21 protein-coding genes are annotated in these 20,616 nt (G+C 64.9%); 15 read left to right on the top strand and 6 right to left on the bottom strand.

Annotated features, from left to right (window positions below; translation table 11 throughout):
• Positions 1-292: 292 nt before the first annotated feature.
• From AB7245_RS05575 to AB7245_RS05565, 3 genes are all read left to right on the top strand, one after another.
• Positions 293-1,864 (top strand): DEAD/DEAH box helicase, encoded by a 1,572-nt coding sequence (locus tag AB7245_RS05575; protein WP_085401881.1) that lies wholly within the window; start codon positions 293-295, stop codon positions 1,862-1,864.
• 23 nt (positions 1,865-1,887) lie between these two features.
• Positions 1,888-2,175, top strand: a complete 288-nt coding sequence (gene infA / locus AB7245_RS05570) for a translation initiation factor IF-1 (protein WP_008131890.1) — start codon at positions 1,888-1,890, stop codon at positions 2,173-2,175.
• A 253-nt stretch (positions 2,176-2,428) separates the two neighbouring features.
• Positions 2,429-2,641 (top strand): cold-shock protein, encoded by a 213-nt coding sequence (locus tag AB7245_RS05565; protein WP_028148374.1) that lies wholly within the window; start codon positions 2,429-2,431, stop codon positions 2,639-2,641.
• Between the two features lie 203 nt (positions 2,642-2,844).
• On the opposite strand, the gene AB7245_RS05560 is transcribed toward AB7245_RS05565, so the two are convergent.
• Entirely contained in the window at positions 2,845-3,342 is a 498-nt protein-coding gene (locus AB7245_RS05560) for a pilus assembly protein N-terminal domain-containing protein (RefSeq protein ID WP_063980973.1), read from the bottom strand.
• 157 nt (positions 3,343-3,499) lie between these two features.
• Complete coding sequence (locus tag AB7245_RS05555) at positions 3,500-4,327, bottom strand: sterol desaturase family protein (RefSeq protein ID WP_085401882.1); 828 nt, start codon at positions 4,325-4,327, stop codon at positions 3,500-3,502.
• A 269-nt stretch (positions 4,328-4,596) separates the two neighbouring features.
• Between AB7245_RS05555 and AB7245_RS05550 the strand changes: the two genes are divergently transcribed.
• The 10 genes from AB7245_RS05550 (at position 4,597) to AB7245_RS05505 (ending at position 13,514) form a co-directional block, all read left to right on the top strand.
• A complete protein-coding gene (locus tag AB7245_RS05550) occupies positions 4,597-4,761 on the top strand; it encodes a Flp family type IVb pilin (protein ID WP_014498224.1) in 165 nt (54 codons plus the stop codon).
• 70 nt (positions 4,762-4,831) lie between these two features.
• Positions 4,832-4,978, top strand: a complete 147-nt coding sequence (locus AB7245_RS05545; RefSeq protein ID WP_167768029.1) for a hypothetical protein — start codon at positions 4,832-4,834, stop codon at positions 4,976-4,978.
• A gap of 123 nt (positions 4,979-5,101) precedes the next feature.
• Positions 5,102-5,626, top strand: coding sequence for an A24 family peptidase (locus AB7245_RS05540; RefSeq protein WP_014498226.1), 525 nt, complete (start codon positions 5,102-5,104; stop codon positions 5,624-5,626).
• 126 nt (positions 5,627-5,752) lie between these two features.
• Positions 5,753-6,547, top strand: coding sequence for a Flp pilus assembly protein CpaB (cpaB, locus tag AB7245_RS05535; RefSeq protein ID WP_063980971.1), 795 nt, complete (start codon positions 5,753-5,755; stop codon positions 6,545-6,547).
• 11 nt (positions 6,548-6,558) lie between these two features.
• Positions 6,559-8,034, top strand: a complete 1,476-nt coding sequence (locus tag AB7245_RS05530; protein ID WP_085401900.1) for a type II and III secretion system protein family protein — start codon at positions 6,559-6,561, stop codon at positions 8,032-8,034.
• 20 nt (positions 8,035-8,054) lie between these two features.
• Positions 8,055-8,789: a CpaD family pilus assembly protein gene (locus AB7245_RS05525; RefSeq protein WP_085401884.1), complete on the top strand. Its 735-nt coding sequence runs from the start codon at positions 8,055-8,057 to the stop codon at positions 8,787-8,789.
• Entirely contained in the window at positions 8,786-10,051 is a 1,266-nt protein-coding gene (locus tag AB7245_RS05520) for an AAA family ATPase (RefSeq protein ID WP_085401885.1), read from the top strand. The genes AB7245_RS05525 and AB7245_RS05520 overlap by 4 nt, the downstream gene beginning before the upstream one ends.
• A gap of 21 nt (positions 10,052-10,072) precedes the next feature.
• Positions 10,073-11,536, top strand: a complete 1,464-nt coding sequence (locus AB7245_RS05515; RefSeq protein ID WP_071916702.1) for a CpaF family protein — start codon at positions 10,073-10,075, stop codon at positions 11,534-11,536.
• Positions 11,537-11,552: 16 nt separating this feature from the next.
• Entirely contained in the window at positions 11,553-12,530 is a 978-nt protein-coding gene (locus AB7245_RS05510) for a type II secretion system F family protein (RefSeq protein WP_063980967.1), read from the top strand.
• A 9-nt stretch (positions 12,531-12,539) separates the two neighbouring features.
• Positions 12,540-13,514, top strand: a complete 975-nt coding sequence (locus AB7245_RS05505) for a type II secretion system F family protein (protein WP_063980966.1) — start codon at positions 12,540-12,542, stop codon at positions 13,512-13,514.
• Between the two features lie 62 nt (positions 13,515-13,576).
• Here the strand turns inward: AB7245_RS05505 and AB7245_RS05500 are convergent, their stop codons facing one another.
• The 3 genes from AB7245_RS05500 to AB7245_RS05490 form a co-directional block, all read right to left on the bottom strand.
• Positions 13,577-14,389 (bottom strand): tetratricopeptide repeat protein, encoded by an 813-nt coding sequence (locus AB7245_RS05500; protein ID WP_085401886.1) that lies wholly within the window; start codon positions 14,387-14,389, stop codon positions 13,577-13,579.
• 94 nt (positions 14,390-14,483) lie between these two features.
• Positions 14,484-15,986, bottom strand: coding sequence for a metallophosphoesterase family protein (locus tag AB7245_RS05495; RefSeq protein ID WP_085401887.1), 1,503 nt, complete (start codon positions 15,984-15,986; stop codon positions 14,484-14,486).
• A gap of 257 nt (positions 15,987-16,243) precedes the next feature.
• Positions 16,244-16,447, bottom strand: a complete 204-nt coding sequence (locus AB7245_RS05490) for a hypothetical protein (RefSeq protein WP_018454690.1) — start codon at positions 16,445-16,447, stop codon at positions 16,244-16,246.
• 220 nt (positions 16,448-16,667) lie between these two features.
• Between AB7245_RS05490 and AB7245_RS05485 the strand changes: the two genes are divergently transcribed.
• Both AB7245_RS05485 and AB7245_RS05480 read left to right on the top strand, forming a co-directional pair.
• The gene (locus AB7245_RS05485) at positions 16,668-18,041 is read left to right on the top strand and encodes a leucyl aminopeptidase family protein (protein ID WP_085401888.1); all 1,374 of its coding nucleotides are present in this window, start codon (positions 16,668-16,670) and stop codon (positions 18,039-18,041) included.
• Positions 18,034-18,888 carry a C40 family peptidase gene (locus AB7245_RS05480; RefSeq protein WP_085401889.1) on the top strand — a complete coding sequence of 285 codons (855 nt, stop codon included), beginning with the start codon at positions 18,034-18,036 and terminating at the stop codon, positions 18,886-18,888. The genes AB7245_RS05485 and AB7245_RS05480 overlap by 8 nt, the downstream gene beginning before the upstream one ends.
• Positions 18,889-18,976: 88 nt before the next feature.
• Here AB7245_RS05480 and AB7245_RS05475 read toward each other — a convergent pair whose 3' ends face one another.
• Positions 18,977-20,614: an ABC transporter ATP-binding protein gene (locus tag AB7245_RS05475; RefSeq protein ID WP_085401890.1), complete on the bottom strand. Its 1,638-nt coding sequence runs from the start codon at positions 20,612-20,614 to the stop codon at positions 18,977-18,979.
• Positions 20,615-20,616 lie beyond the last annotated feature (2 nt).

Below are 20,616 nucleotides of genomic sequence, written 5' to 3'. Positions count from 1 at the left end.
TATTTTTTAAGCAAAACAGCAACCCTGTCTAAATTTCCGGCATAACTATTTCTGCACTGCAATCGCGGTTTGAGGCCGCGTTGCCTTGAAACCGCCCCCTGAATGTTCCATATGGAGGTTCGAGACCTCTTGCGAATCAAGGGGTCGTAGCGAGCCGCGTGTTCTTAAGCCCTTTCCGGGCCTCTGGCTTGCCCCATCCCATCAAGCCATCCGACACCCCAAACACGCAGGTGTCCATTCGACACCCTTATTGCCCGTGCCCCGCTGATTGCGCTGGGCGCCCGCTTTCGACATGGAAAGAACCCATCTTTTGACTTCCTTTCAGGACTTCGGCCTTGCCGAACCCATCGCGCGTGCTCTCGCCGAAGAGAATTACGTCACCCCCACCCCCATCCAGGCCCAGACGATTCCCACGGCGCTGACCGGCCGCGACGTCGTCGGCATCGCCCAGACCGGCACCGGCAAGACCGCGTCCTTCGCGCTGCCGATCCTGCACCGCCTGCTCGAGAACCGCATCAAGCCGCAGCCGAAGACCTGCCGGGTGCTGGTGCTCTCGCCCACCCGCGAGCTGTCCGGCCAGATCCTCGATAGCTTCAACGCCTACGGCCGCCACATCCGGCTGTCCTCGACACTCGCCATCGGCGGCGTGCCGATGGGCCGCCAGGTTCGCGCGCTGATGCCTGGCCTCGAGGTTTTGGTGGCGACCCCCGGCCGGCTGCTCGACCTCGTGCAGAGCAACGGACTGAAGCTTGGAAGCGTCGAATTCCTCGTGCTCGACGAGGCCGATCGCATGCTCGACATGGGCTTCATCAACGATATCCGCAAAATCGTCGCCAAGCTGCCGATCAGGCGGCAGACGCTGTTCTTCTCGGCCACCATGCCGAAGGACATCGCCGAGCTCGCCGACGCGATGCTGCGGGACCCCGCCCGCGTTGCGGTGACCCCGGTGTCCTCGACCGCCGAGCGGATCAACCAGCGCATCATCCAGGTCGATTTCTCCGCCAAGCCCGCCTTCCTGACCAAGCTCCTGAAGGACGAGCCGGTCAATCGCGCGCTGGTCTTCACCCGCACCAAGCATGGTGCCGACAAGGTCGTGAAGACACTTGAGAAGGCTGGCATCGCCGCCAGCGCCATCCATGGCAACAAGTCACAGAACCATCGCGAGCGGACGCTCGCCCAGTTCCGTTCCGGCGAAATCCGCACCCTGGTCGCCACCGACATCGCGGCCCGCGGTATCGATGTCGACGGCATCAGCCACGTCATCAATTTCGACCTGCCGAACGTGCCGGAGACCTATGTGCACCGCATCGGGCGCACCGCGCGTGCCGGTGCCGAAGGCACCGCGATCTCGCTGGTCGCCGGCGGCGAGGAACTGAGCTATCTCCGCGACATCGAGCGGCTGATCAAGGTAACGCTATCGCGTGAGGATCACCGCACCGATGCCGGGCGCCGCGATGCGGGCCCGCCCCCGCCGCAGCAACGACAGGGCCGGCCGGGCCGCCCGGGCCAGCGCCCGCAAGGCGCAAGGCATGGTGAGGGACGTCACACTGACGGACGACGCAGCGACGAAAGGCATGCCGACGGACGCCACCATAGCGCCGGCAAGCATGGCGACGGAAGGCCCGGCGAAGGTCGGCACGGTGACGGAAGGCATGTTGACGGACGTCCCGGTGGTAGCCAGAAGGTCTCGAAGGGGTCTCGCCGCCAACGGTCCGGTGGTAAGACGCATTCTTCCCCAACCGAGCGCCCGGAACAGCGTTCCGCGCATAGCGCCGGCAAGCCCGATGGGATACAAGGCGTGGCCTTTTTACGCCGCGAGAGTCGGCCGATGGGCCAACCGACCCGCAAACCCTATTCGCACTAGCCGTCCACGACCTGGAGAAATTCATGGCTAAGGAAGAGCTGATCCAGTTCGAAGGACTGGTCACCGAAATCCTCCCCGACGCGCGCTACCGCGTGCAGCTCGACGCCGGGCACGAGATCGTCGCCTACACCGCCGGCAAGATGAAGAAGAACCGCATCAAGACGCTGGCGGGTGACCGCGTGACTGTGGAAATGTCGCCCTACGACCTCGAGAAGGGCCGGCTGATTTTCCGCCACAAGGACGAACGTCCGAGTGGCGTGGGCGGGCCTCCCCGTCCCGGACAGCGCGGTGGCCAGTTCCGCCGCCGTTGATCCGCTTCCAGCACATCGGTCGCGACCTGTATGCTGATCCGCCGTGTCGATCGCGGCGGATCAAAAAATCGTGCACGTCAGGATTGTTTTGGTGCCTTAATTCCAATAAAATCACTCATCGATTTTCGGCCGGACGACATTGGCATCCACCGGTACAGCCGGTTCAGACACGCTGACGACCCTTCCAGAAACTCGATCTAACCCGCCTGCGAAAGTAGGCTTCGACACTGCACATCTGAGAAGGAACTACCCCGTGAGCATGGGAACCGTGAAGTGGTTTAACGCGACCAAGGGCTTTGGCTTCATCCAGCCCGACGATGGCGGCCAGGACGTCTTCGTACACATCAGCGCCGTCGAGCGCGCCGGTCTCGGCACGCTGCGTGAAGGTCAGAAGGTCTCTTACGAGATCGTGGCCGACCGTCGTTCCGGCAAGTCGGCAGCGGACAACCTCCGCGCCGCCGGTTGAGCCCACGGGCCTTTGGCCCGGACGGCTCTAGCGAGCAAGCAACAGGAAAAGGCCGTGCGCAACGCACGGCCTTTTTTCATGTCCGAAAGAGCGGATGGACTCAGCAGGTCGTACCGGCCGCATCCGCGCTGTCGTAGACGCAACTGGACGACGCGTCGGTCTTGCCAGTTCGTCTTGCCAGTTCGTCTTGCGAGTTCGTCCTGCTAGTTCGTTTTGGCGGCCGCGCCAGCATTGCCGCTGGCGTTGTTGCTCAACGAACCGGCCTGGCTCATCGTGTTGTTGAAATAGTTGTCGCTGTCGCCGAGCGTCACGCGGCGCTGGCACAGCGGCATGCAGCTGTAGGATTCGCGCTCGACCCCGCGATAGACGGTGACGAGCCGGTCGCTCGGACCTTCGACCTGGATCTGACGGTCGACCAGGATCTCACCGCCTCGGTCGAGCGCGATGAAATTGGTGGCACCGTAGCCCTTCCCGGTCACGACGATCATGCCGCCGGGCTGGAGCGTGACGTCGGCGATCAGGGGATTGCCGACCACGATGGTCGCCACCTTGCCGGGCAGCCGGACCAGCTTGGCCTGGTCGACATTGACGGCGATGGTGTCGGCGGTCGCCTCGGCAAGGCTGGCGGCCGGCGATGCCAGCACCGCAGCCGCAACCAGAAGACAAACGCGCGCATGACGGCGCAGCAACTCTTTACGCATATTCTTACCCCCGGGACGTCACAAACCGGCAGAAGCGATTCGATACACAGCGGAGCCGGTGCCCGACCCGGCTAACCTGCCCTTAATTCGTGAACGTTCCGCAAACTCGCCGACTATTGTTTGAACGGACTGGCGCTTTGCTGCCTCAGAAGATCCCTTACTGGCGGAACGGATAGGCGAGCTGGCCCCCGATCTCCTTCGGCATGGTCGCTTCGTCCTTGCCGTAGTCCTGCGGCAGTTTCCCCTCCGGCATGCGGAAGGTGCCGAACAGCACGTCCCAGATCGGAAACGTCCCGGCAAAATTGGTGTCACCGCCCTCTTCGAGCGCGGTGTGGTGCCAGCGGTGGAACACCGGCGTCGCCAGCACATATTTGAACGGCCCGAAGGTCCAGTTCAGGTTGGCGTGCACGAAGGCCGAATGGAAGGTGGTGAACGGACCGAGCCAGATCATGACGTTCGGGGAGATGCCGGCCATCAGCAGCACGACGTCGACGCCGATCGTCCCGAGCATGAGATTGACGGGATGAAAGCGGGCCGCGGAAATCCACCCGATCTCCTCCGACGAATGATGGATGGCGTGGTACTTCCAGAATCCGCCGTCGTGGAACAGCCGGTGCAGCCAGTACAACATGAAGTCAGACAGCACCAGGAACAGTATGCCCTGTACCCACAGCGGCAACTGCGCCAGCGGGCCATGGCCGTTGTCGTAGAAGGCGATCAGGTCGTCGGCATCGTGGATGTTGAAGACGGCACCGGCACCGACGATCAATAGTCCGATCCGCATGGTGCGGGCGAACACCGGAACGAAGAACCAGTAGCAGATGTCGGTGAGGATCTCGCGCTTGCGCCACCACGGCGCGCCGGGATTGCAGGCCCAGAAATGCTCGAGCACGGTGAAGACCGCCGCGAGCACGAAGGTGACGGGGACCATCTTCTGGATGGTCTCGCCGAGCATCAAGGCAACTTGCATGGGCAGGCTCGACATCGTCGCCTCTCTTCCAAACTTCTGATCCCGCTTAGGCCTACTCCCCGAAATTTAAGGGAGGGTGAAGTCCACGGCGCGCTTGGGGCGCATTTGGAACAGGAAGAATTTCGATTTCGTCCTTAAGGCCAAATTCACTCTGGGCAAAAGCATCGGGCTGGAAGCGGGTTTGCCCGATCGAATTAACTCTACCGAAAGAGCTCGGATCTCATGTTTATCGCGTCAAGCACAGCGCCGAACGAGGCGATCACACCCCAGACGGAGTTTAGTTCATGAAGAACCTGATTGCGCGTTTCGCGAAGGATGAATCCGGCGCCACCGCCATCGAATACGGCCTGATTGCCGCCGGCATCGCACTGGCCATCATCACCGTCGTCAACAACCTCGGCAGCTCGCTGAACACCAAGTTCGGCTCGATCAGCTCCTCGCTGAAGTAAGCAACCGATCAACGACGGCAAAAGCCCCGGACCTCCGGGGCCTTTGTTTTTCTGAATGCGGCGAGTTCCAGTGGCGTTACGCGAGTACAGAACCGAAGCCGCGGTTGCGGCGAGCGAGGCGGAGGCGGCCGAGACCTCTTCGCCGGCGTACTGGGTTTGCCTTGCGCTGCTGCTCGCGACGGCCGTCCTCGCCGCGCGCATTGCCAGCATCTGGTGAGTGCGTCTCCGGCAGGTCCCTGCTCGCAGCGCCGCTGCCGCCGTTGTCGGTTTGTTTAGCACTGCCGGCTAGCATGCGGCGACACCCCGATCCCGCGATGAACCCAAGCTCAAGACGCCGCCCATGATCCTCGACCTTGCGCGCCTTCTGCTCTTCCCGGCCCTGATGGCCTTCGCCGCCGCGAGCGATCTCTTCACGATGACCATCTCGAACCGCGTGTCGCTGGCGCTGATCGCGGGCTTCTTCGTGCTCGCGTTCGCCGGTGGCATGGCACCTTACGAGATGCTGAGCCATGTCGGCGCCGGCGCACTGCTCCTCGTCGTGGCCTTCGGCTGCTTTGCGATGGGCTGGATGGGCGGCGGCGACGCCAAGGTTGCGGCTTCGGTCGCGCTCTGGTTCGGCTTCGCGCAATTGATGGATTTCCTGCTCTACGCCTCGCTGTTCGGCGGAGCCCTGACGCTGCTCCTGCTCCAGTTCCGGCAATGGCCATTGCCTTACGGGCTGGCGGGCCAGGCCTGGCTGGCACGGCTGCACGACAAGGAGAGCGGCATTCCTTACGGCATCGCGCTCACGCTCGGCGCGCTGATGGTCTATCCGGAGACCGAATGGGTGAAGGCGATCGACCTCGCTCACCTCGCACTGCGCTGAACGCACCGGGTAAGCCGGCGTTAAGCCGATTTAGATACGCCTCATTAACCATGCTTTGACGAATAGCTGGTCAACTGCCGATTACGGCGGCGGCTGCGTCGCTGCGTTTTGTGGAAAGTGAAGCGTATGAATAGGGCACGCATTGTCGTCCTGACGGTCGCCATCTGCGCCGGCGGTGTCGCCGCGTACCTGGCGAGCGGCTCGGACTCTGCGCCGCCACCGGCGGCTCCGGTCGCACAGCTTCCGACCGTCGACGTCCTGGTCGCCAAGAACGACATCGGCCTCGGCCAGACCGTGAAGCCGGAAGACGTGCAATGGCAGACCTGGCCGGCTGCGACCGCCAGCTCCACCTTCATCCGCCGCAACGAGCGCCCCGAGGGCGCAACCCAGGTCATCGGCTCGATCGCCCGCGCGCCCTTCATCCAGGGTGAGCCGATCCGCGACCAGAAGCTGGTCAGGGCCGAGGGCTCCGGCTTCATGGCGGCGATCCTGCCGACCGGCATGCGCGCGATCTCGACCGAGATCTCGCCGGAGACCGGCGCGGGCGGCTTCATCCTGCCCAACGACCGCGTCGACGTGCTTCTGACGCGCCGCCTCAAGAACGCCGACCAGGGCGCCGGCGCCCAGGACATCGTCACGTCCGAGATCATCCTGGCCAACGTCCGCGTGCTGGCCATCGACCAGGCGCCGAAGGAAAAGGACGGCCAGAACGCCGTGGTGGGCAAGACTGTCACGCTCGAGCTCAATCCCGCGCAGACGGCGACGCTCTCCGCGGCCCGGCAGAGCGGCACGCTGTCGCTGGCGCTGCGCAGCATCGCCGACGTCAAGATGAGCGAGATCACGCTCGATGATTCCGCGAAGCGCGATGGCGTTTCGATCATTCGCTACGGCATCCCAAGCGCGACGGCGAAGGCACGATGAGGACTGTCGATATGAAATGCAGGGCAGATTTGGCGACGATGCGAACCTCAATGGTCCGCGCCCTGTCGTTATCGGCCGCCTTCGCGCTGACCCTCAACCCGGTGCTCACCCCGGCGATCGCCGCCGACTACCGCCCCGTGGCGCAGGTCGCGGCCGACGGTCAGATGAACGCACGCTTCCTCTCGCTCGGCGTCGGCAAGTCGATCGTGATCGATCTGCCGCGCGACATCAAGGACGTGCTCGTCGCCGATCCCAAGATCGCCAATGCGGTGGTCCGCTCGTCGCAGCGCGCCTACATCATCGGCGCCTCGGTCGGCCAGACCAACATCGTGTTCTTCGATTCCGCCGGCCAGCAGATCGCGGCCTATGACATCGCGGTCAAGCGCGACCTCAACGGCCTGCGCGCAGCGCTCAAGCAGGTCCTGCCCAATTCCGACATCCAGATCGACGGCCTCGGCGACGGTGTCGTCCTGACCGGCTCGGCGGCGAACCCGCTGGAAGCGCAGCAGGCCAATGATCTCGCCGCGCGCCTCGCCGGCGGTGCCGAAAAGGTGGTGAACTCGATCGTGGTCCGCGGCCGCGACCAGGTCATGCTGAAGGTGACCGTCGCCGAAGTCGCGCGCACCATCATCAAGCAGCTTGGCATCGATCTCACCGCGAACCTGAACTACGGCACCTCAGTGGTGAGCTTCACCAACTCCAACCCCTTCACGGCTCTCGGCAAGAACCTGGTGGACGGCAACGCCCTGACCACGAAGTTCGGCGCGACGCCGTCGGTGCAGGCGACCCTGCGCGCGATGGAGAGCGCCGGCGTCATCCGGACGCTGGCCGAGCCGAACCTGACCGCGATCTCCGGTGAGTCCGCGACCTTCATCGCCGGCGGCGAATTCCCGGTACCAGCGGGCTATGCGTGCGATCCCACCACGCATGTCTGTACCACCCAGATCAGCTTCAAGAAGTTCGGTATCTCGCTCAACTTCACCCCCATCGTGCTGAGCGAGGGCAAGATCAGCCTGCGCGTGATGACCGAGGTCTCGGAACTGTCGAACGAAAATTCGATCACGCTGTCGCAGGCTGTGACCTCGAACTCGGTGAACTCGCTGACGGTGCCCTCGATCAAGACCCGCCGCGCCGAAACCTCGCTCGAAATTCCCTCCGGCGGCGCGATGGCCATGGCCGGCCTGATCCAGCAGCAGACCAAGCAGGCGGTCAGCGGGTTGCCGGGACTGATGCAGCTCCCGATCCTCGGTACGCTGTTCCGCAGCCGTGACTTCGTCAACAACGCGACCGAGCTGGTGGTGATCGTGACACCTTATGTCGTTCGCGCCGCGTCGCCAAAGGACCTGTCGCGGCCGGATGACGGCTTCGCCGCGCCTGCAGACCCGCAGGCCGAGCTGCTCGGCAATATCAACCGCATCTACGGCGTGCCCGGCCGGACCGAACCGGCCAAGAACTACCGCGGCACCTACGGCTTCATTACTGACTGAGGCGGAACGGGGATTTCACGATGATCACAGCACCACCCCAGATTCGCAAACGCGCCATCCGTTTCGGTGGCGCGCTCGTCGGCATGGCGCTCGCCCTCGGCGGCTGCCAGCACAACGAAGCGGTCACGGCCTCCATCCCCGACGATTACAAGCAGCGCCATCCGATCGCGATCGAGGAGCAGAACCGCTCGATCGTTGTCTTCGTCGGCCACGCCCGCGGCGGATTGACCGCCGCCCAGCGCGCCGACGTGATGGGCGTCGCCTCGGCCTGGCTGCACGAAGGCACCGGCGCCATCCGCATCGACGTGCCGTCCGGTACGCCCAACGCGCGTCCGGTCGCGGACACGATGCGCGAGATCCAGGCGATGCTGGCGGGTGCGGGCGTTCCGCCGCGCGGCGTCAACATTCGCCCCTACCAGCCGGAAGACAGGCGCTTCCTGCCGCCGATCCGGCTCACCTATTCCAAGATCGCCGCGGTCGCCGGTCCCTGTGGCCTGTGGCCGGACGACATCGGCCCCTCGATGAAGAACAAGAGCTGGTTCGAGAACAAGGACTATTACAATTACGGCTGCGCCTATCAGCGCAACATGGCGGCGATGATCGACAATCCGTCGGACCTCGAGCAGCCGCGGCCTGAAACGCCGTCCTATACGGCGCGTCGCACCACGGCCTTCGAGAAGTATCGCAAGGGAACGACGACGGCGACCACCTATCCTGAGGCCGAGAAGGCCAAACTCAGCGACACCGGCAAATGATCAGCTACGCTCGCCAGACTCAACAAGAGCAGCCCGAGGCGCCGACGCCGGTCGAGGAGCATATTGCTCCCTCGCCGCGCGTGTCGGTCCAGGCTTTCTGCGAGACCGTCGAGACCGCTGCCGCGGTGCAGTCGGCCGGCGAGGACCGTCGTCTCGGCAAGGCCCATCTGAAGATCCAGATGGGCGGCATGGCGGCGGCGATCGAAGCCTACCGCTCGGCGCCGACGCCGAACGTGATCGTGCTTGAGAGCGACGGCCGCAACGATCTTCTGACCGGCCTCGACCATCTCGCCACGGTCTGCGACGCCGGCACCCGCGTGGTCGTGATCGGCCGCATCAACGACGTCACGCTCTACCGCGAGCTGGTGCGCCGCGGCGTCAGCGACTACGTGCTCGCGCCGGTCGGCGCGATCGACGTCGTGCGCTCGATCTGCAACCTGTTCTCGGCGCCCGAAGCCAAGGCGGTCGGCCGCATCATCGCCGTGGTCGGCGCCAAGGGCGGCGTCGGTGCGTCCACCATCTCCCACAACGTCGCCTGGGCGATCGCGCGCGACCTCGCAATGGACTCGGTCGTCGCCGATCTCGACCTCGCCTTCGGCACCGCCGGGCTCGACTACAACCAGGACCCGCCGCAAGGTATCGCGGATGCTGTGTTCTCGCCGGATCGCGTCGACACCGCCTTCATCGACCGCCTGCTATCGAAATGCACCGACCATCTCAGCCTGCTGGCGGCGCCGGCGACGCTCGACCGGGTCTATGATTTCGGCACCGACGCCTTCGACGCCGTGTTCGACACGCTGCGCTCCACCATGCCCTGCATCGTACTCGACGTTCCGCATCAATGGTCGGGCTGGACCAAGCGCGCCCTGATCGGGGCGGACGACATCCTGATCGTGGCGGCGCCTGATCTCGCCAATTTGCGCAACACCAAGAACCTGTTCGATCTGCTGAAGGCCTCGCGGCCCAACGATCGGCCTCCGCTCTACTGCCTGAACCAGGTCGGCGTCCCGAAACGGCCCGAAATTGCCGCCGCCGAGTTCGCCAAGGCGATCGAGAGCCAGCCGGTCGTCTCGATCCCGTTCGAGCCGCAGATCTTCGGCTCGGCCGCCAATAACGGCCAGATGATCGCGGAGATCTCCGCCAACCACAAGTCGATCGAGATGTTCCTTCAGATCGCCCAGCGCCTGACCGGCCGCAGCGAGACGAAGAAGCAAAAGTCTTCCTTGCTTTCACCGCTGATTGACAAGTTGCGGGGAAAATAAGCCGCCGCATGGAGTTGTTAAGTGTTCGGTAAGCGTAGCGGAACAGACACCGATACTCGGGCTCCCAAGCCCGGCGCCGTGTCGCCAGAGCCTGCCCAGGCTCCGGCGCCTGCGGTGTCGCGCGCGCCGCCCCCGCCGGCCGTCGCCTCGCCGCCGCTTGCCCCCGCACGGCCGGCGCCGGCCATGGAATCCCGCCGCTCGGACAATTACTACGAGGTCAAGGCGACGATCTTCGGTGCGCTGATCGAGGCCATCGACCTCGCCCAGCTCGCCAAGCTCGACTCCGAGTCCGCGCGCGAGGAAATCCGCGACATCGTCAACGAGATCATCGCGATCAAGAATATCGTGATGTCGATCGCCGAGCAGGAAGAGCTGCTCGACGATATCTGCAACGACGTTCTCGGCTACGGCCCGCTGGAGCCTCTGCTGTCGCGCGACGACATCGCCGACATCATGGTCAACGGCGCCGACACCGTCTACATCGAAGTCGCCGGCAAGATCCAGCGCACCGGCATCCGCTTCCGCGACAACCAGCAGCTCCTCAACATCTGCCAGCGCATCGTCAGCCAGGTCGGCCGGCGCGTCGACGAATCCTCGCCGATCTGCGACGCGCGCCTCGCCGACGGCTCCCGCGTCAACGCCATCGTGCCGCCGCTCTCGATCGACGGGCCCACGCTCACCATTCGAAAATTCAGGAAGGACAAGCTGACGCTGGATCAGCTGGTCAGGTTCGGCGCGATCTCGCCGGAGGGCGCGGAAATCCTCCAGATCATCGGCCGCGTCCGCTGCAACGTGCTGATCTCCGGCGGCACCGGCTCCGGCAAGACCACGCTGCTCAACTGCCTGACCAACTACATCGAGCACGACGAGCGCATCATCACCTGCGAAGACGCGGCCGAGCTCCAGCTCCAGCAGCCGCACGTGGTACGACTGGAAACCCGTCCGCCCAACATCGAGGGCGAAGGCCAGGTCACCATGCGCGAATTGGTGCGCAACTGCCTGCGTATGCGCCCCGAACGCATCATCGTCGGCGAAGTCCGCGGACCCGAGGCGTTCGACCTGCTCCAGGCCATGAACACCGGCCATGACGGCTCGATGGGCACGCTCCACGCCAACAATCCGCGCGAAGCACTGTCGCGCTGCGAATCCATGATCACGATGGGCGGCTTCTCACTGCCCTCGCGCACCATCCGCGAGATGATCTGCGCTTCGATCGACGTCATCGTCCAGGCCGCGCGCCTGCGCGACGGCTCGCGCCGCATCACGCACATCACCGAGGTGATGGGCATGGAAGGCGACACCATCATCACCCAGGACATCTTCCTCTACGACATGGTCGGCGAGGACGCCAACGGCAAGATCATCGGCCGGCACCGCTCGACCGGCATCGGCCGCCCGAAATTCTGGGAGCGTGCGCGCTATTACGGCGACGAGAAGCGCCTTGCCGCCGCGCTCGATGCGGCGGAAGTCGCGCCGAAGACATGAGCAGATCGGCGCAGCCATGAACATGCAGGTCCTTGCCCTCGCCTTCCTAGCCACCGCCGCCGTCGGCGGCATCGCCTGGGTGTTCCTTTATCCGCTCCTGTCCGGAGAACGGAAGGCGGAAAACCGCCGTGCCTCGATCGCGCGCGCCGATGCGCCCGCGGCCAAGCAGACCGAAAAGAGCCAGCGGTCGCGCCGCGAGCAGGTCGAGACGTCGCTCAAGGATCTCGAGGCGCGGCGCCAGCAGGAGAAGAGCGTTCCGCTCGGTGTTCGCCTGTCGCAGGCAGGGCTCGACTGGACGCCACAGAAATTCTGGATCGTGTCCGCCGTCGTGGCGGGAGTGCTGTTCGCGGCCGCCATGTTCGTCGGCGGCGGCCTGCTTGGCGCCGCCGGCCTTGCCTTTGCCGGCGGCTTCGGCCTGCCGCGCTGGGCGCTGGGCTTCCTGAAGAAGCGACGCGAAAACAAATTCCTGGCAGCGCTGCCCGATGCGGTCGACGTGATCGTTCGCGGCATCAAGGCGGGCCTGCCGCTGTTCGAGTCGATCAAGGTCGTCGCCGCCGACTCGCCCGAGCCGCTGCGCAGCGAGTTCCTGGCCATCATCGAGACCCAGGCGATCGGCATGCCGCTCGGCGAGGCCTGCTCGCGTCTGTACGAGCGCATGCCGCTGCCGGAAGCCAACTTCTTCGGCATCGTCATCTCGATCCAGCAAAAATCCGGCGGCAACCTCTCCGAAGCGCTCGGCAACCTCTCCAAGGTGCTGCGCGACCGCAAGAAGATGAAGGAAAAGATCCAGGCGATGTCGATGGAGGCCAAGGCCTCGGCCGGCATCATCGGTTCGCTGCCGCCGATCGTGATGTTCCTCGTCTATCTCACGACTCCGCACTACATCTCGCTGCTTTGGACCCATCCGACCGGCCAGCTCATGCTGGTCGGCTGCGTCGTCTGGATGTCGATCGGCATCATGGTGATGAAGAAGATGATCAATTTCGATTTCTGATGGTGCCGTATGGTCGAATTCCTCGTTTCGAAACTGCATGACGTCCGCTTCATGACCATGCTGCTGGCGGCCATCGCCGCCAGCGCCACCGTCTATACGCTGGTGATGCCGCTTTTCGCCGGCGAAGGCCTCGCCAAGCGCATGAAGGCGGTGGCGAGCGAGCGCGAGCGCATCCGCCAGCGCGAGCGCGAGCGCCTCAACAAGAGCGAGAAGGTCTCGCTGCGCCAAACGCCGAAGCAGGTCGTCTCCCGGGTCGTCGAGGACTTCAACCTCACCAAATGGCTCGCGCAGGAAGCCGCGCGCGACAAGCTGATCATGGCGGGCTATCGCGGCCAGGCGCCCTACATCACCTTCCTCTTCGCCCGCATGGTGGCTCCGCTCGTGCTGTTCGTCGGCTCGATCATCTACGTGTTCCTGATCGCGCATATGCAGCAGTCGATGCCGATCAAGATCGGCATCTGCATCGGCGCGGCCTATCTCGGCCTTCAGGCGCCCATGCTGTTCCTCAAGAATGCGATCTCCAAGCGCCAGCTATCGATCAAGCGCGCCTTCCCCGATGCGCTCGACCTGCTCCTGATCTGCATCGAATCCGGCATGTCGGTCGAAATGGCGTTCCGCAAGGTCGCTACCGAAATCGTGGGCCAGTCGATCGCGCTGTCCGAGGAGTTCACCCTGACCACGGCCGAGCTGTCCTATTTGCAGGATCGCAAGGTCGCCTATGAGAACCTGGCGCGGCGCACCGGGCTCGAGGGCGTCAAGTCGGTGTGTCTCGCGCTTCAGCAGGCGGAGCGCTACGGCACCCCGCTCGGGCATTCCTTGCGCGTCATGGCGCAGGAAAACCGCGACATGCGCATGAACGAGGCCGAGAAGAAGGCCGCCGCGCTGCCGCCGAAGTTGACGGTGCCGATGATCCTGTTCTTCCTGCCGGTGCTGTTCGTCGTCATTCTCGGACCGACCGGCATCAAGATCAGCGAGCTGCACTGACGTCGAGACGCGGACCGCGCGCGGTCCGCCGGCAGCTTCAGGATTGCAAGATCAGGTTCTGATCAGTCGGGCTGGCTGAGCGAGGCGACCGGCGTCCGCTTCGGTGCACCGCGCGGAGCGTCGCTGCGGCTCAGCATTTCCTTGAGGTAAGCGACATTGGCCGCGGCTTGGTCCGGCGGCAGGTCGGCCTTCACGATCGTCTCGGCTTCGGCAAAGCGGCCCTGGAGACCGACGACGAGGCCGAGATTCTGCCGCACCCGGGTACTGGCGCGCGGCGAGGCGTAGGCCTGCCGCAACGCCTCTTCGGCCTTCGGCAGGTCCTTCGACAACATGTAGGACAGGCCGAGATTGGAGAGCACGCCGGGATCGCCCGGCGCGATCCTCAGCGCGCTCGCATAATAGGAACGCGCCTCGTCGTGGCGGCCCATCTGATCGAGCGCGGTGCCCTGCACCGAGAGCAGGCGCCAGTCCGGATTGTCGGGCGAGTGCGCCTTCGACAGCACGTCGAAGGCCTGCTGAAAATTGCCGTTGTCGGCGAGCGCGCGGCCATACTGCGCGAGCAGCGCCTTGTTGCCGGGATTGGCGATGGTCGCCTGCTCGAGCACGGCGGCGGCCTGGGCGCGCTGGCCGTTGGCGCGCAAGGCCTGGCCGTAGCCGAGCGCCGCGTCGGCGTCCTTGGGATTGGCACGGTAGCGCTCGCCATAGACGTCGACGGCGCGCGCGGGATCGGCGGGGGCGGCTTCCGTCCGCGGCCCGACAGAGCCTGTGACGTCGGAGAGTTTCGACATGGCCGTGCAGCCGCCGAGGCCCATGGCCACTGCCGCCACCAGCGAAGTGGACGCGAGAAGCCGGGCAAGACTGAACCGTTGACGCATGACGCTTTTGACTCACGAGCCGATTGATCGAGCCGAACGCGCCAGCAATAGACTGTTAACCCTAACGGCGGGTTAACGTCAGCCTGGCTGCCCCTCACGGCGGTGTCTGCGGCGGCGGCTCGCCACCGAGTGCCAGATCGAGACCGAGCACCCTCACCGGCTCGTTCAGGTCGTGCAGCAGCAATTGCAGCCGCCGCCGCGCCTGAGAAACATCGACGCCTGCGCTCGGCATCCCGGGCCATTCGCGCCGGAAGTCGTCGCGGTTGACCAGCCGCTTCGCAAGCAGCTCGTCGAGCTGAACATCGTCAATGCCGAGCACGTCGGCGCAGTGCTCGATCAAGCGGCGCAGCAACAACTTCACCGCGGCCAGCGCCTCGGCGTCATCTCTACGCTCCGATCTCGCGAACTTGCCCCCGATATCGGCCCAGACCCATGAGGTGACGAGATAGGCGTGGAGCGCGCTCGGCCAATCCACCTCGCCGTCGGCATAGAAAGCGCGGCGCATCAGGAGCCGGCGGGCCTGTGCGACAACTTGATCACGCTTCAGCATCGCACATGAGGCGATCTCGATGGCCGACTGGACGGCGGGATCGCGGGAAAAATCCCGTCCTGCCGGCAACCTGATGACGCCGTCCGGCAGGTTCGAGTCGAGCAGCCCGAAGGTGCCGTCGTTGCGCGGCCGCGAATAGCGCGTGATCGCGAACTGGTGCTCCGTGCGGCCGGCCTGGGACGATGCGCCAAAATGAATGATGTTGAAGCCGGCATCGTCACCGGCCTGCCCGGTCGAGGACGGACAGGAGAGCACGTAGATCGTACGCCAGAAGGCTTCACCGCTCGCGCTCCGCGTGGCACGCGGATCCGGGATCGAATAGCGGGTGAGCCCCTCGACATGCCGGTGTCCGTGCAGGACCAGATTGACGTTGAGCGACGTCGCCGCTTCGAGGAAAGTTGCGGGCGCCGCGAGATACATCAGCGGTTCGTCGGGCACGCCGAGAAACCGCTTTCCTTCGCCGGTCGCCTGCGGCAGCGGATGATGATGCAACGCCAGTACGCGCACCAGGTTTTCCGCCGACTCGGCATAGTCGGCGCGTCCCACGGATCCCATGCTGCCCGCGAGCTCGACGCTCAGCCGGGCGGAATCCGCGACAAGCGCGCTGTAGGCGCTCTCGTCGATATTGCCGCTCGCGAGCGTCGAGAGGCTCGCGCGGTTGGAGTCGAGCAGCACCAGATCAAGCCCAGCCTGGCGGTAATAGACGCTCTTCGAGCTCCGCGGCAGATGCAAATAATCATAGACGTCGTGGCGGCCCGCGCGCTGTTTCGGGCGCTTGACGTCGTGATTGCCCGCGACCGCCTGGATGTCGGTGAACAGCCCGGTCTGCCGGAAGGACGCGATGACGGCGAGCGCTTCGTCCAGCGCACGCGGCGTCGGGTCGTCCACGAGATCACCGGTGATCAGCAGAATGCGATCGGGAACGTCCGCGAAGTCCGCCATCGCCTCACGGATTGCGGCACTGAGCGCCTCGGTCGTCGCCAGCAGCCGGCCTGACCCGTCCAGATGCAGGTCGGAAATCTGCGCAATAACGAACGCTCTATCCATTTTGCGCCGCTCATTTGCGAATGCTGCGCCGCCCAAACGATGAGAAGAATGCTTTCGACGAACAGGTTTGGCCGGATATCAAGCCGGCCCGCCGCGTTGCTGCGCAAGATGCCAGCAGAACCGCACGGCACAATCTAAAATATCCGTCAATAATGCCACAACCGCGGCGCTAGTAAAGCCCCGCGGCCGCGCTCTCGTGAACGGCAGTTCTCAGCCTGTGATACGAGATCCGCCCGGCGATTGTTTCGCTCACCCGATCAATATTCGATGGCCAGCCGCTTGCGGATTTCGTCGATGCGCTTGTCGAGCGCATCGAACCGCGCGTGGACGGAGCGGTCGTGGAGATAGAAGACGTAGCCGCCGGCAAGGAATGCGAAGATCCAGTGATGATGCTCGACATAACCAAAAATCGCCTCGACGGCCTGGCCGATGAATGTGACCACGCTCCACACAAATTCCATTGCAGTTTCCTCCCGGCAGGCCTCGTCTTCGGCCGCCGGTCATCTCCTGCACACTTTTCCCAGTCGATCCGGCGGCCGTTGCCGGAACCTAGCATGGGCCCCCTGCGGCGAGTAGCGGGTCGCTGAACGGTGACAGCAAAGCCGATTGCAGCCGCGGCGAAACTCTGCGAAGTCTCGTCCGTTCGCATGACCTGCTTGATCTGACGATCCGGACCCGCCAATGCCTTCTGTCTTCGAGACATCGCCCACCGCCATCCCGATCACCTTTGTCACCAAGTCGAGCTGGGATCAGGTCGCCGAGAAATTGCCGCCGGTGCAACGCCAGTTCGCCACCGCGAGCGCCTTTGCCGCCAAGCCGGGCGGCTATCTCGCGCTGCCCGCGCCGGACGGCGCGATCGCGCAAGTGCTGTTCGGACTCGAGGACGAGGGCGCGAGATCACGCGACCTGTTCCGGCCGGGCGCCCTGCCCGGCCTGCTGCCGCCGGGCATCTATCGCTTTGCCAATGCCCCCCACGATGCGCGGTTGGCGTCGCTCGCCTTTGCACTCGGCAGCTATCGCTTCGCCCGATACCGCAAGGCTGACCGCCCCGCCGTCCGACTGGTACCGCCCGATGGCGTGGACGCGGCCGAGATCAATCGCATGGCGGACGCCGCGATGCTGGCGCGCGACCTCATCAACACGCCGTCCAACGACATGGGCCCGGAAGAGCTCGCTGCGGCCGCGCAAGCGCTCGCCACGGAATTCGGTGCCAGCTTTGCCTGCACCATCGGCGAGGACCTGAAGACGAATTTTCCACTGATCCACGCCGTCGGCATGGCCTCGGACCGCGCGCCGCGGCTGATCGACATCGGCTGGGGCGATCCTGATCATCCCAAGGTGACGCTGGTCGGCAAGGGCGTCTGCTTCGACACCGGCGGGCTCGACCTCAAGCCGTCGAGCGGCATGCTGATCATGAAGAAGGACATGGGCGGCGCCGCCAACGTGCTGGCGCTCGCGCGCATGGTGATGGATGCGAAGCTCAAGGTCCGCCTGCGCGTGCTGATTCCGGCGGTAGAAAATGCCGTCTCCAGCAATGCCTTCCGGCCGCTCGACATCTTCACCTCGCGCAAGGGCATCACGGTCGAGATCGGCAACACCGACGCGGAGGGCCGGCTCGTGCTCGCCGACGCGCTGGCACTGGCCGACGAGGAGAAGCCGGACCTTCTGATCGATCTGGGCACGCTGACCGGCGCGGCGCGCGTCGCGCTGGGGCCGGATTTACCGCCCTTTTACACCAATGATGAGACGCTGGCCGCCGACGTCGCGCGTTGCGCGGCGAAGGAGAACGATCCCTTGTGGCGCATGCCGCTGTGGCCGCCTTACGATGCGTGGCTGGACTCCAAGACCGCCACCATCACCAACGCACCCTCAGGCGGCTTTGCCGGCTCGATCACCTGCGCGCTGTTCCTGCAACGGTTCGTCGAGCAGGCGAAGAGCTGGCTTCATGTCGACATCTACGGCTGGACCCCGTCGGCAAAGCCGGCGCGGCCCGAAGGCGGCGAATGCCAGGCCGCGCGCGCCATCTACACATTGCTGAGCGAGCGCTATGCATGATCCAGGACACGATCCAAGGCTGACACCGGCGCGCGGCGACCTCGCCGCGAAATATCTCGAAGGCAAGGTGGAAGCCGACCGCTTCGTCACGGGCGAGGAATTCGAGGTGTTCGAGGCGATCACACCCGTGCGCGAGCAGCCGTCGTCGAACGCGATGCTGATGACGGAGGCGCTGCGCGGCGAACGCGTCACGGTCTACGATCGCAACGGCGAAGGCTGGGCCTGGGGCCAGCTTGGCGGCGATGGTTATGTCGGCTGGCTGCCTGATGCAGCGCTGATGAAGCCATCGGCCGCCCCGACCCACAAGGTGAGCGCGCTCCGGACATTCGCCTTCCCCGGTCCCTCGATCAAGCTGCCGCCGGCCGGCACGCTCGCGCTGGGCTCGAAGGTTGCGGTGGTGCACGAGGACGGCAGCTTCGCCGTGACGCGCGACGGACAATATCTGCCGAAGGCCCATATCGCCCCGCTCGATCACCGCGAGCCGGACTTCGTCGCGGTCGCCGAACGCTTCGTCGGCACGCCCTATCTCTGGGGCGGCAAGAGCAGCCTCGGCATCGACTGCTCCGGCCTCGTGCAGGTCTCGCTGACAGCAGCAGGCATCGGCTGCCCGCGCGACAGCGACATGCAGCAGGCAGGGCTCGGCCGCGCGCTGGAGACGCATGAGCGGACCAAGCTGCAACGCGGCGATCTCATTTTCTGGAAGGGCCATGTCGCCATCGTCCGCGATGGCGGCACCATGGTTCACGCCAACGCGCATCACATGGCAACCGTGATCGAGGCGACCGAGCCGGCGATCGCGCGGATCAAGGCGGCAGGCAGCGAAATCGTCGCGATCAAGCGGCTGTAGCGCGACTTCGTGGGATGGGTAGAGCGCAGCGAAACCCATCATTCTCACCACGCGCCGTTTCGCTTCGCTCTACCCATCCGACTGAAGACTACGTCGCCACCGCCCCGTTCCCCGCCGTCTCCAGCCGGAACGCCGCCGCGAACAGCGCGCGTGTGTAATCCGTCTTCGGGCTCTTGAACAGTTCGGCGGCCTGTCCCTCCTCGACCACCTTCCCCCCGCGCATCACGATGAGATGGCTGGCGAGCGAGGCGACGACGCGCAGATCGTGCGAGATGAACATGTAGGTGAGATCGCGCCTGCGCTGGAGCTCCCGCAAGAGGTCGACCATCTGCGCTTGAATCAGCATGTCGAGTGCGCTGGTCGGCTCGTCCAGCACCACGAAATCCGGCTCCAGCACCACCGCCCGCGCGATGCTGATGCGCTGGCGCTGGCCGCCGGAGAACTCATGCGGATAGCGATAGCGGGTGTCTGCCTTCAACCCGACGTCCTCGAGCGCCTTGACGACGCGCTCCTCACGCTCCTCGCGCGACAGCTTTGGCTGGTGCACGGTGAGGCCCTCGGCGATGATGTCGGCGACCGACATGCGCGGACTGAGCGAGCCGAACGGATCCTGGAACACGATCTGCATGTCGCGCCGGAACGGTCGCATCTCCTTGAAGCGCAGGCCCTGGATGTCCTTGCCGAGGAACACGATGCGGCCATTGGAGGAGATCAGCCGCATCAGCGCCAGCCCGAGCGTGGTCTTGCCCGAGCCGGACTCGCCGACGACGCCGAGCGTCTCGCCCTTGCGTACGGCAATGCTGACGCCATCGACCGCCTTGATGTGGCCAACCGTCTTGCGCATCAAGCCGCGCTTGATCGGAAACCAGACCTTCAAATCATCGGCGGACATCACCACCGGTGCATTCGGCTGCGGCGGCGCCGGATCGGGCTTCGGCTCCGCCGCGAGCAGGTCGCGCGTATAGGGATGGTTCGGGGTCCTGAAGACCTGCTCGACCGGCCCCTGCTCGACGATCTCACCGCCCTTCATGACACAGACATGGTCGGCGATGCGGCGCACGATGCCGAGATCGTGGGTGATGAAGAGCAGGCTCATGCCGAGCCGGGAGCGGATCTCGGCGAGCAGCGCCAGGATCTGCGCCTGCACGGTGACGTCGAGCGCCGTGGTCGGCTCGTCCGCGATCAGGAGGTCCGGTTCGTTGGCGAGCGCCATCGCGATCATGACGCGCTGACGCTGGCCGCCGGAGAGCTGGTGCGGATAGCTGTTGAGCCGCGTTTCGGGCTCGGGGATGCCGACCTGCGTCAGCAGTTCCAGCGTCCGCTTGCGCGCTTCGGCATTGCTGGTCGGATTGTGGAGCTGGATGATCTCGCCGATCTGCGCCTCGATCGTGTGCAGCGGATTGAGCGAGGTCATCGGCTCCTGGAAGATGATGGAGATATCGCTGCCGCGAATCTCCCGCATCTGCTGCTCGGACTGGTCGATCAGCTCCCGCCCCTTGAAGCGGATGCTGCCCGAGGGATGCGAGGCATTCGGATAGGGCAGAAGCTTCAGGATCGAGAGCGCGCTGACCGACTTGCCGGAGCCGGACTCGCCGACTAGCGCGACGCATTCGCCGCGCTTGATCTGGAACGAGACCTTGTCGACCGCGAGCGTCGTCGCGCCGCCCTGGTGGAAGGCCACCGAGAGGTCGCGGACGGCAAGCAGGGGCTGGTTGATCGCGTCCATCA

It is taken from the genome of Bradyrhizobium sp. 604_D8_N2_3 (genome assembly GCF_051810765.1).
GTDB classification, from domain to species: Bacteria; Pseudomonadota; Alphaproteobacteria; order Rhizobiales; family Xanthobacteraceae; genus Bradyrhizobium; species Bradyrhizobium barranii.
This window is presented reverse-complemented; position numbering and strand designations above follow the sequence as displayed.

Coding starts and splice junctions, on each gene's coding strand:
- AB7245_RS05575 (WP_085401881.1), top strand. CDS start 293: ATGGAAAGAACCCATCTTTTGACTTCCTTTCAGGACTTCGGCCTTGCC.
- infA (WP_008131890.1), top strand. CDS start 1,888: ATGGCTAAGGAAGAGCTGATCCAGTTCGAAGGACTGGTCACCGAAATC.
- AB7245_RS05560 (WP_063980973.1), bottom strand. CDS start 3,342: ATGCGTAAAGAGTTGCTGCGCCGTCATGCGCGCGTTTGTCTTCTGGTT.
- AB7245_RS05555 (WP_085401882.1), bottom strand. CDS start 4,327: ATGTCGAGCCTGCCCATGCAAGTTGCCTTGATGCTCGGCGAGACCATC.
- AB7245_RS05550 (WP_014498224.1), top strand. CDS start 4,597: ATGAAGAACCTGATTGCGCGTTTCGCGAAGGATGAATCCGGCGCCACC.
- AB7245_RS05540 (WP_014498226.1), top strand. CDS start 5,102: ATGATCCTCGACCTTGCGCGCCTTCTGCTCTTCCCGGCCCTGATGGCC.
- cpaB (WP_063980971.1), top strand. CDS start 5,753: ATGAATAGGGCACGCATTGTCGTCCTGACGGTCGCCATCTGCGCCGGC.
- AB7245_RS05530 (WP_085401900.1), top strand. CDS start 6,559: ATGAAATGCAGGGCAGATTTGGCGACGATGCGAACCTCAATGGTCCGC.
- AB7245_RS05525 (WP_085401884.1), top strand. CDS start 8,055: ATGATCACAGCACCACCCCAGATTCGCAAACGCGCCATCCGTTTCGGT.
- AB7245_RS05520 (WP_085401885.1), top strand. CDS start 8,786: ATGATCAGCTACGCTCGCCAGACTCAACAAGAGCAGCCCGAGGCGCCG.
- AB7245_RS05510 (WP_063980967.1), top strand. CDS start 11,553: ATGAACATGCAGGTCCTTGCCCTCGCCTTCCTAGCCACCGCCGCCGTC.
- AB7245_RS05505 (WP_063980966.1), top strand. CDS start 12,540: ATGGTCGAATTCCTCGTTTCGAAACTGCATGACGTCCGCTTCATGACC.
- AB7245_RS05500 (WP_085401886.1), bottom strand. CDS start 14,389: ATGCGTCAACGGTTCAGTCTTGCCCGGCTTCTCGCGTCCACTTCGCTG.
- AB7245_RS05495 (WP_085401887.1), bottom strand. CDS start 15,986: ATGGATAGAGCGTTCGTTATTGCGCAGATTTCCGACCTGCATCTGGAC.
- AB7245_RS05490 (WP_018454690.1), bottom strand. CDS start 16,447: ATGGAATTTGTGTGGAGCGTGGTCACATTCATCGGCCAGGCCGTCGAG.
- AB7245_RS05485 (WP_085401888.1), top strand. CDS start 16,668: ATGCCTTCTGTCTTCGAGACATCGCCCACCGCCATCCCGATCACCTTT.
- AB7245_RS05480 (WP_085401889.1), top strand. CDS start 18,034: ATGCATGATCCAGGACACGATCCAAGGCTGACACCGGCGCGCGGCGAC.
- AB7245_RS05475 (WP_085401890.1), bottom strand. CDS start 20,614: ATGGACGCGATCAACCAGCCCCTGCTTGCCGTCCGCGACCTCTCGGTG.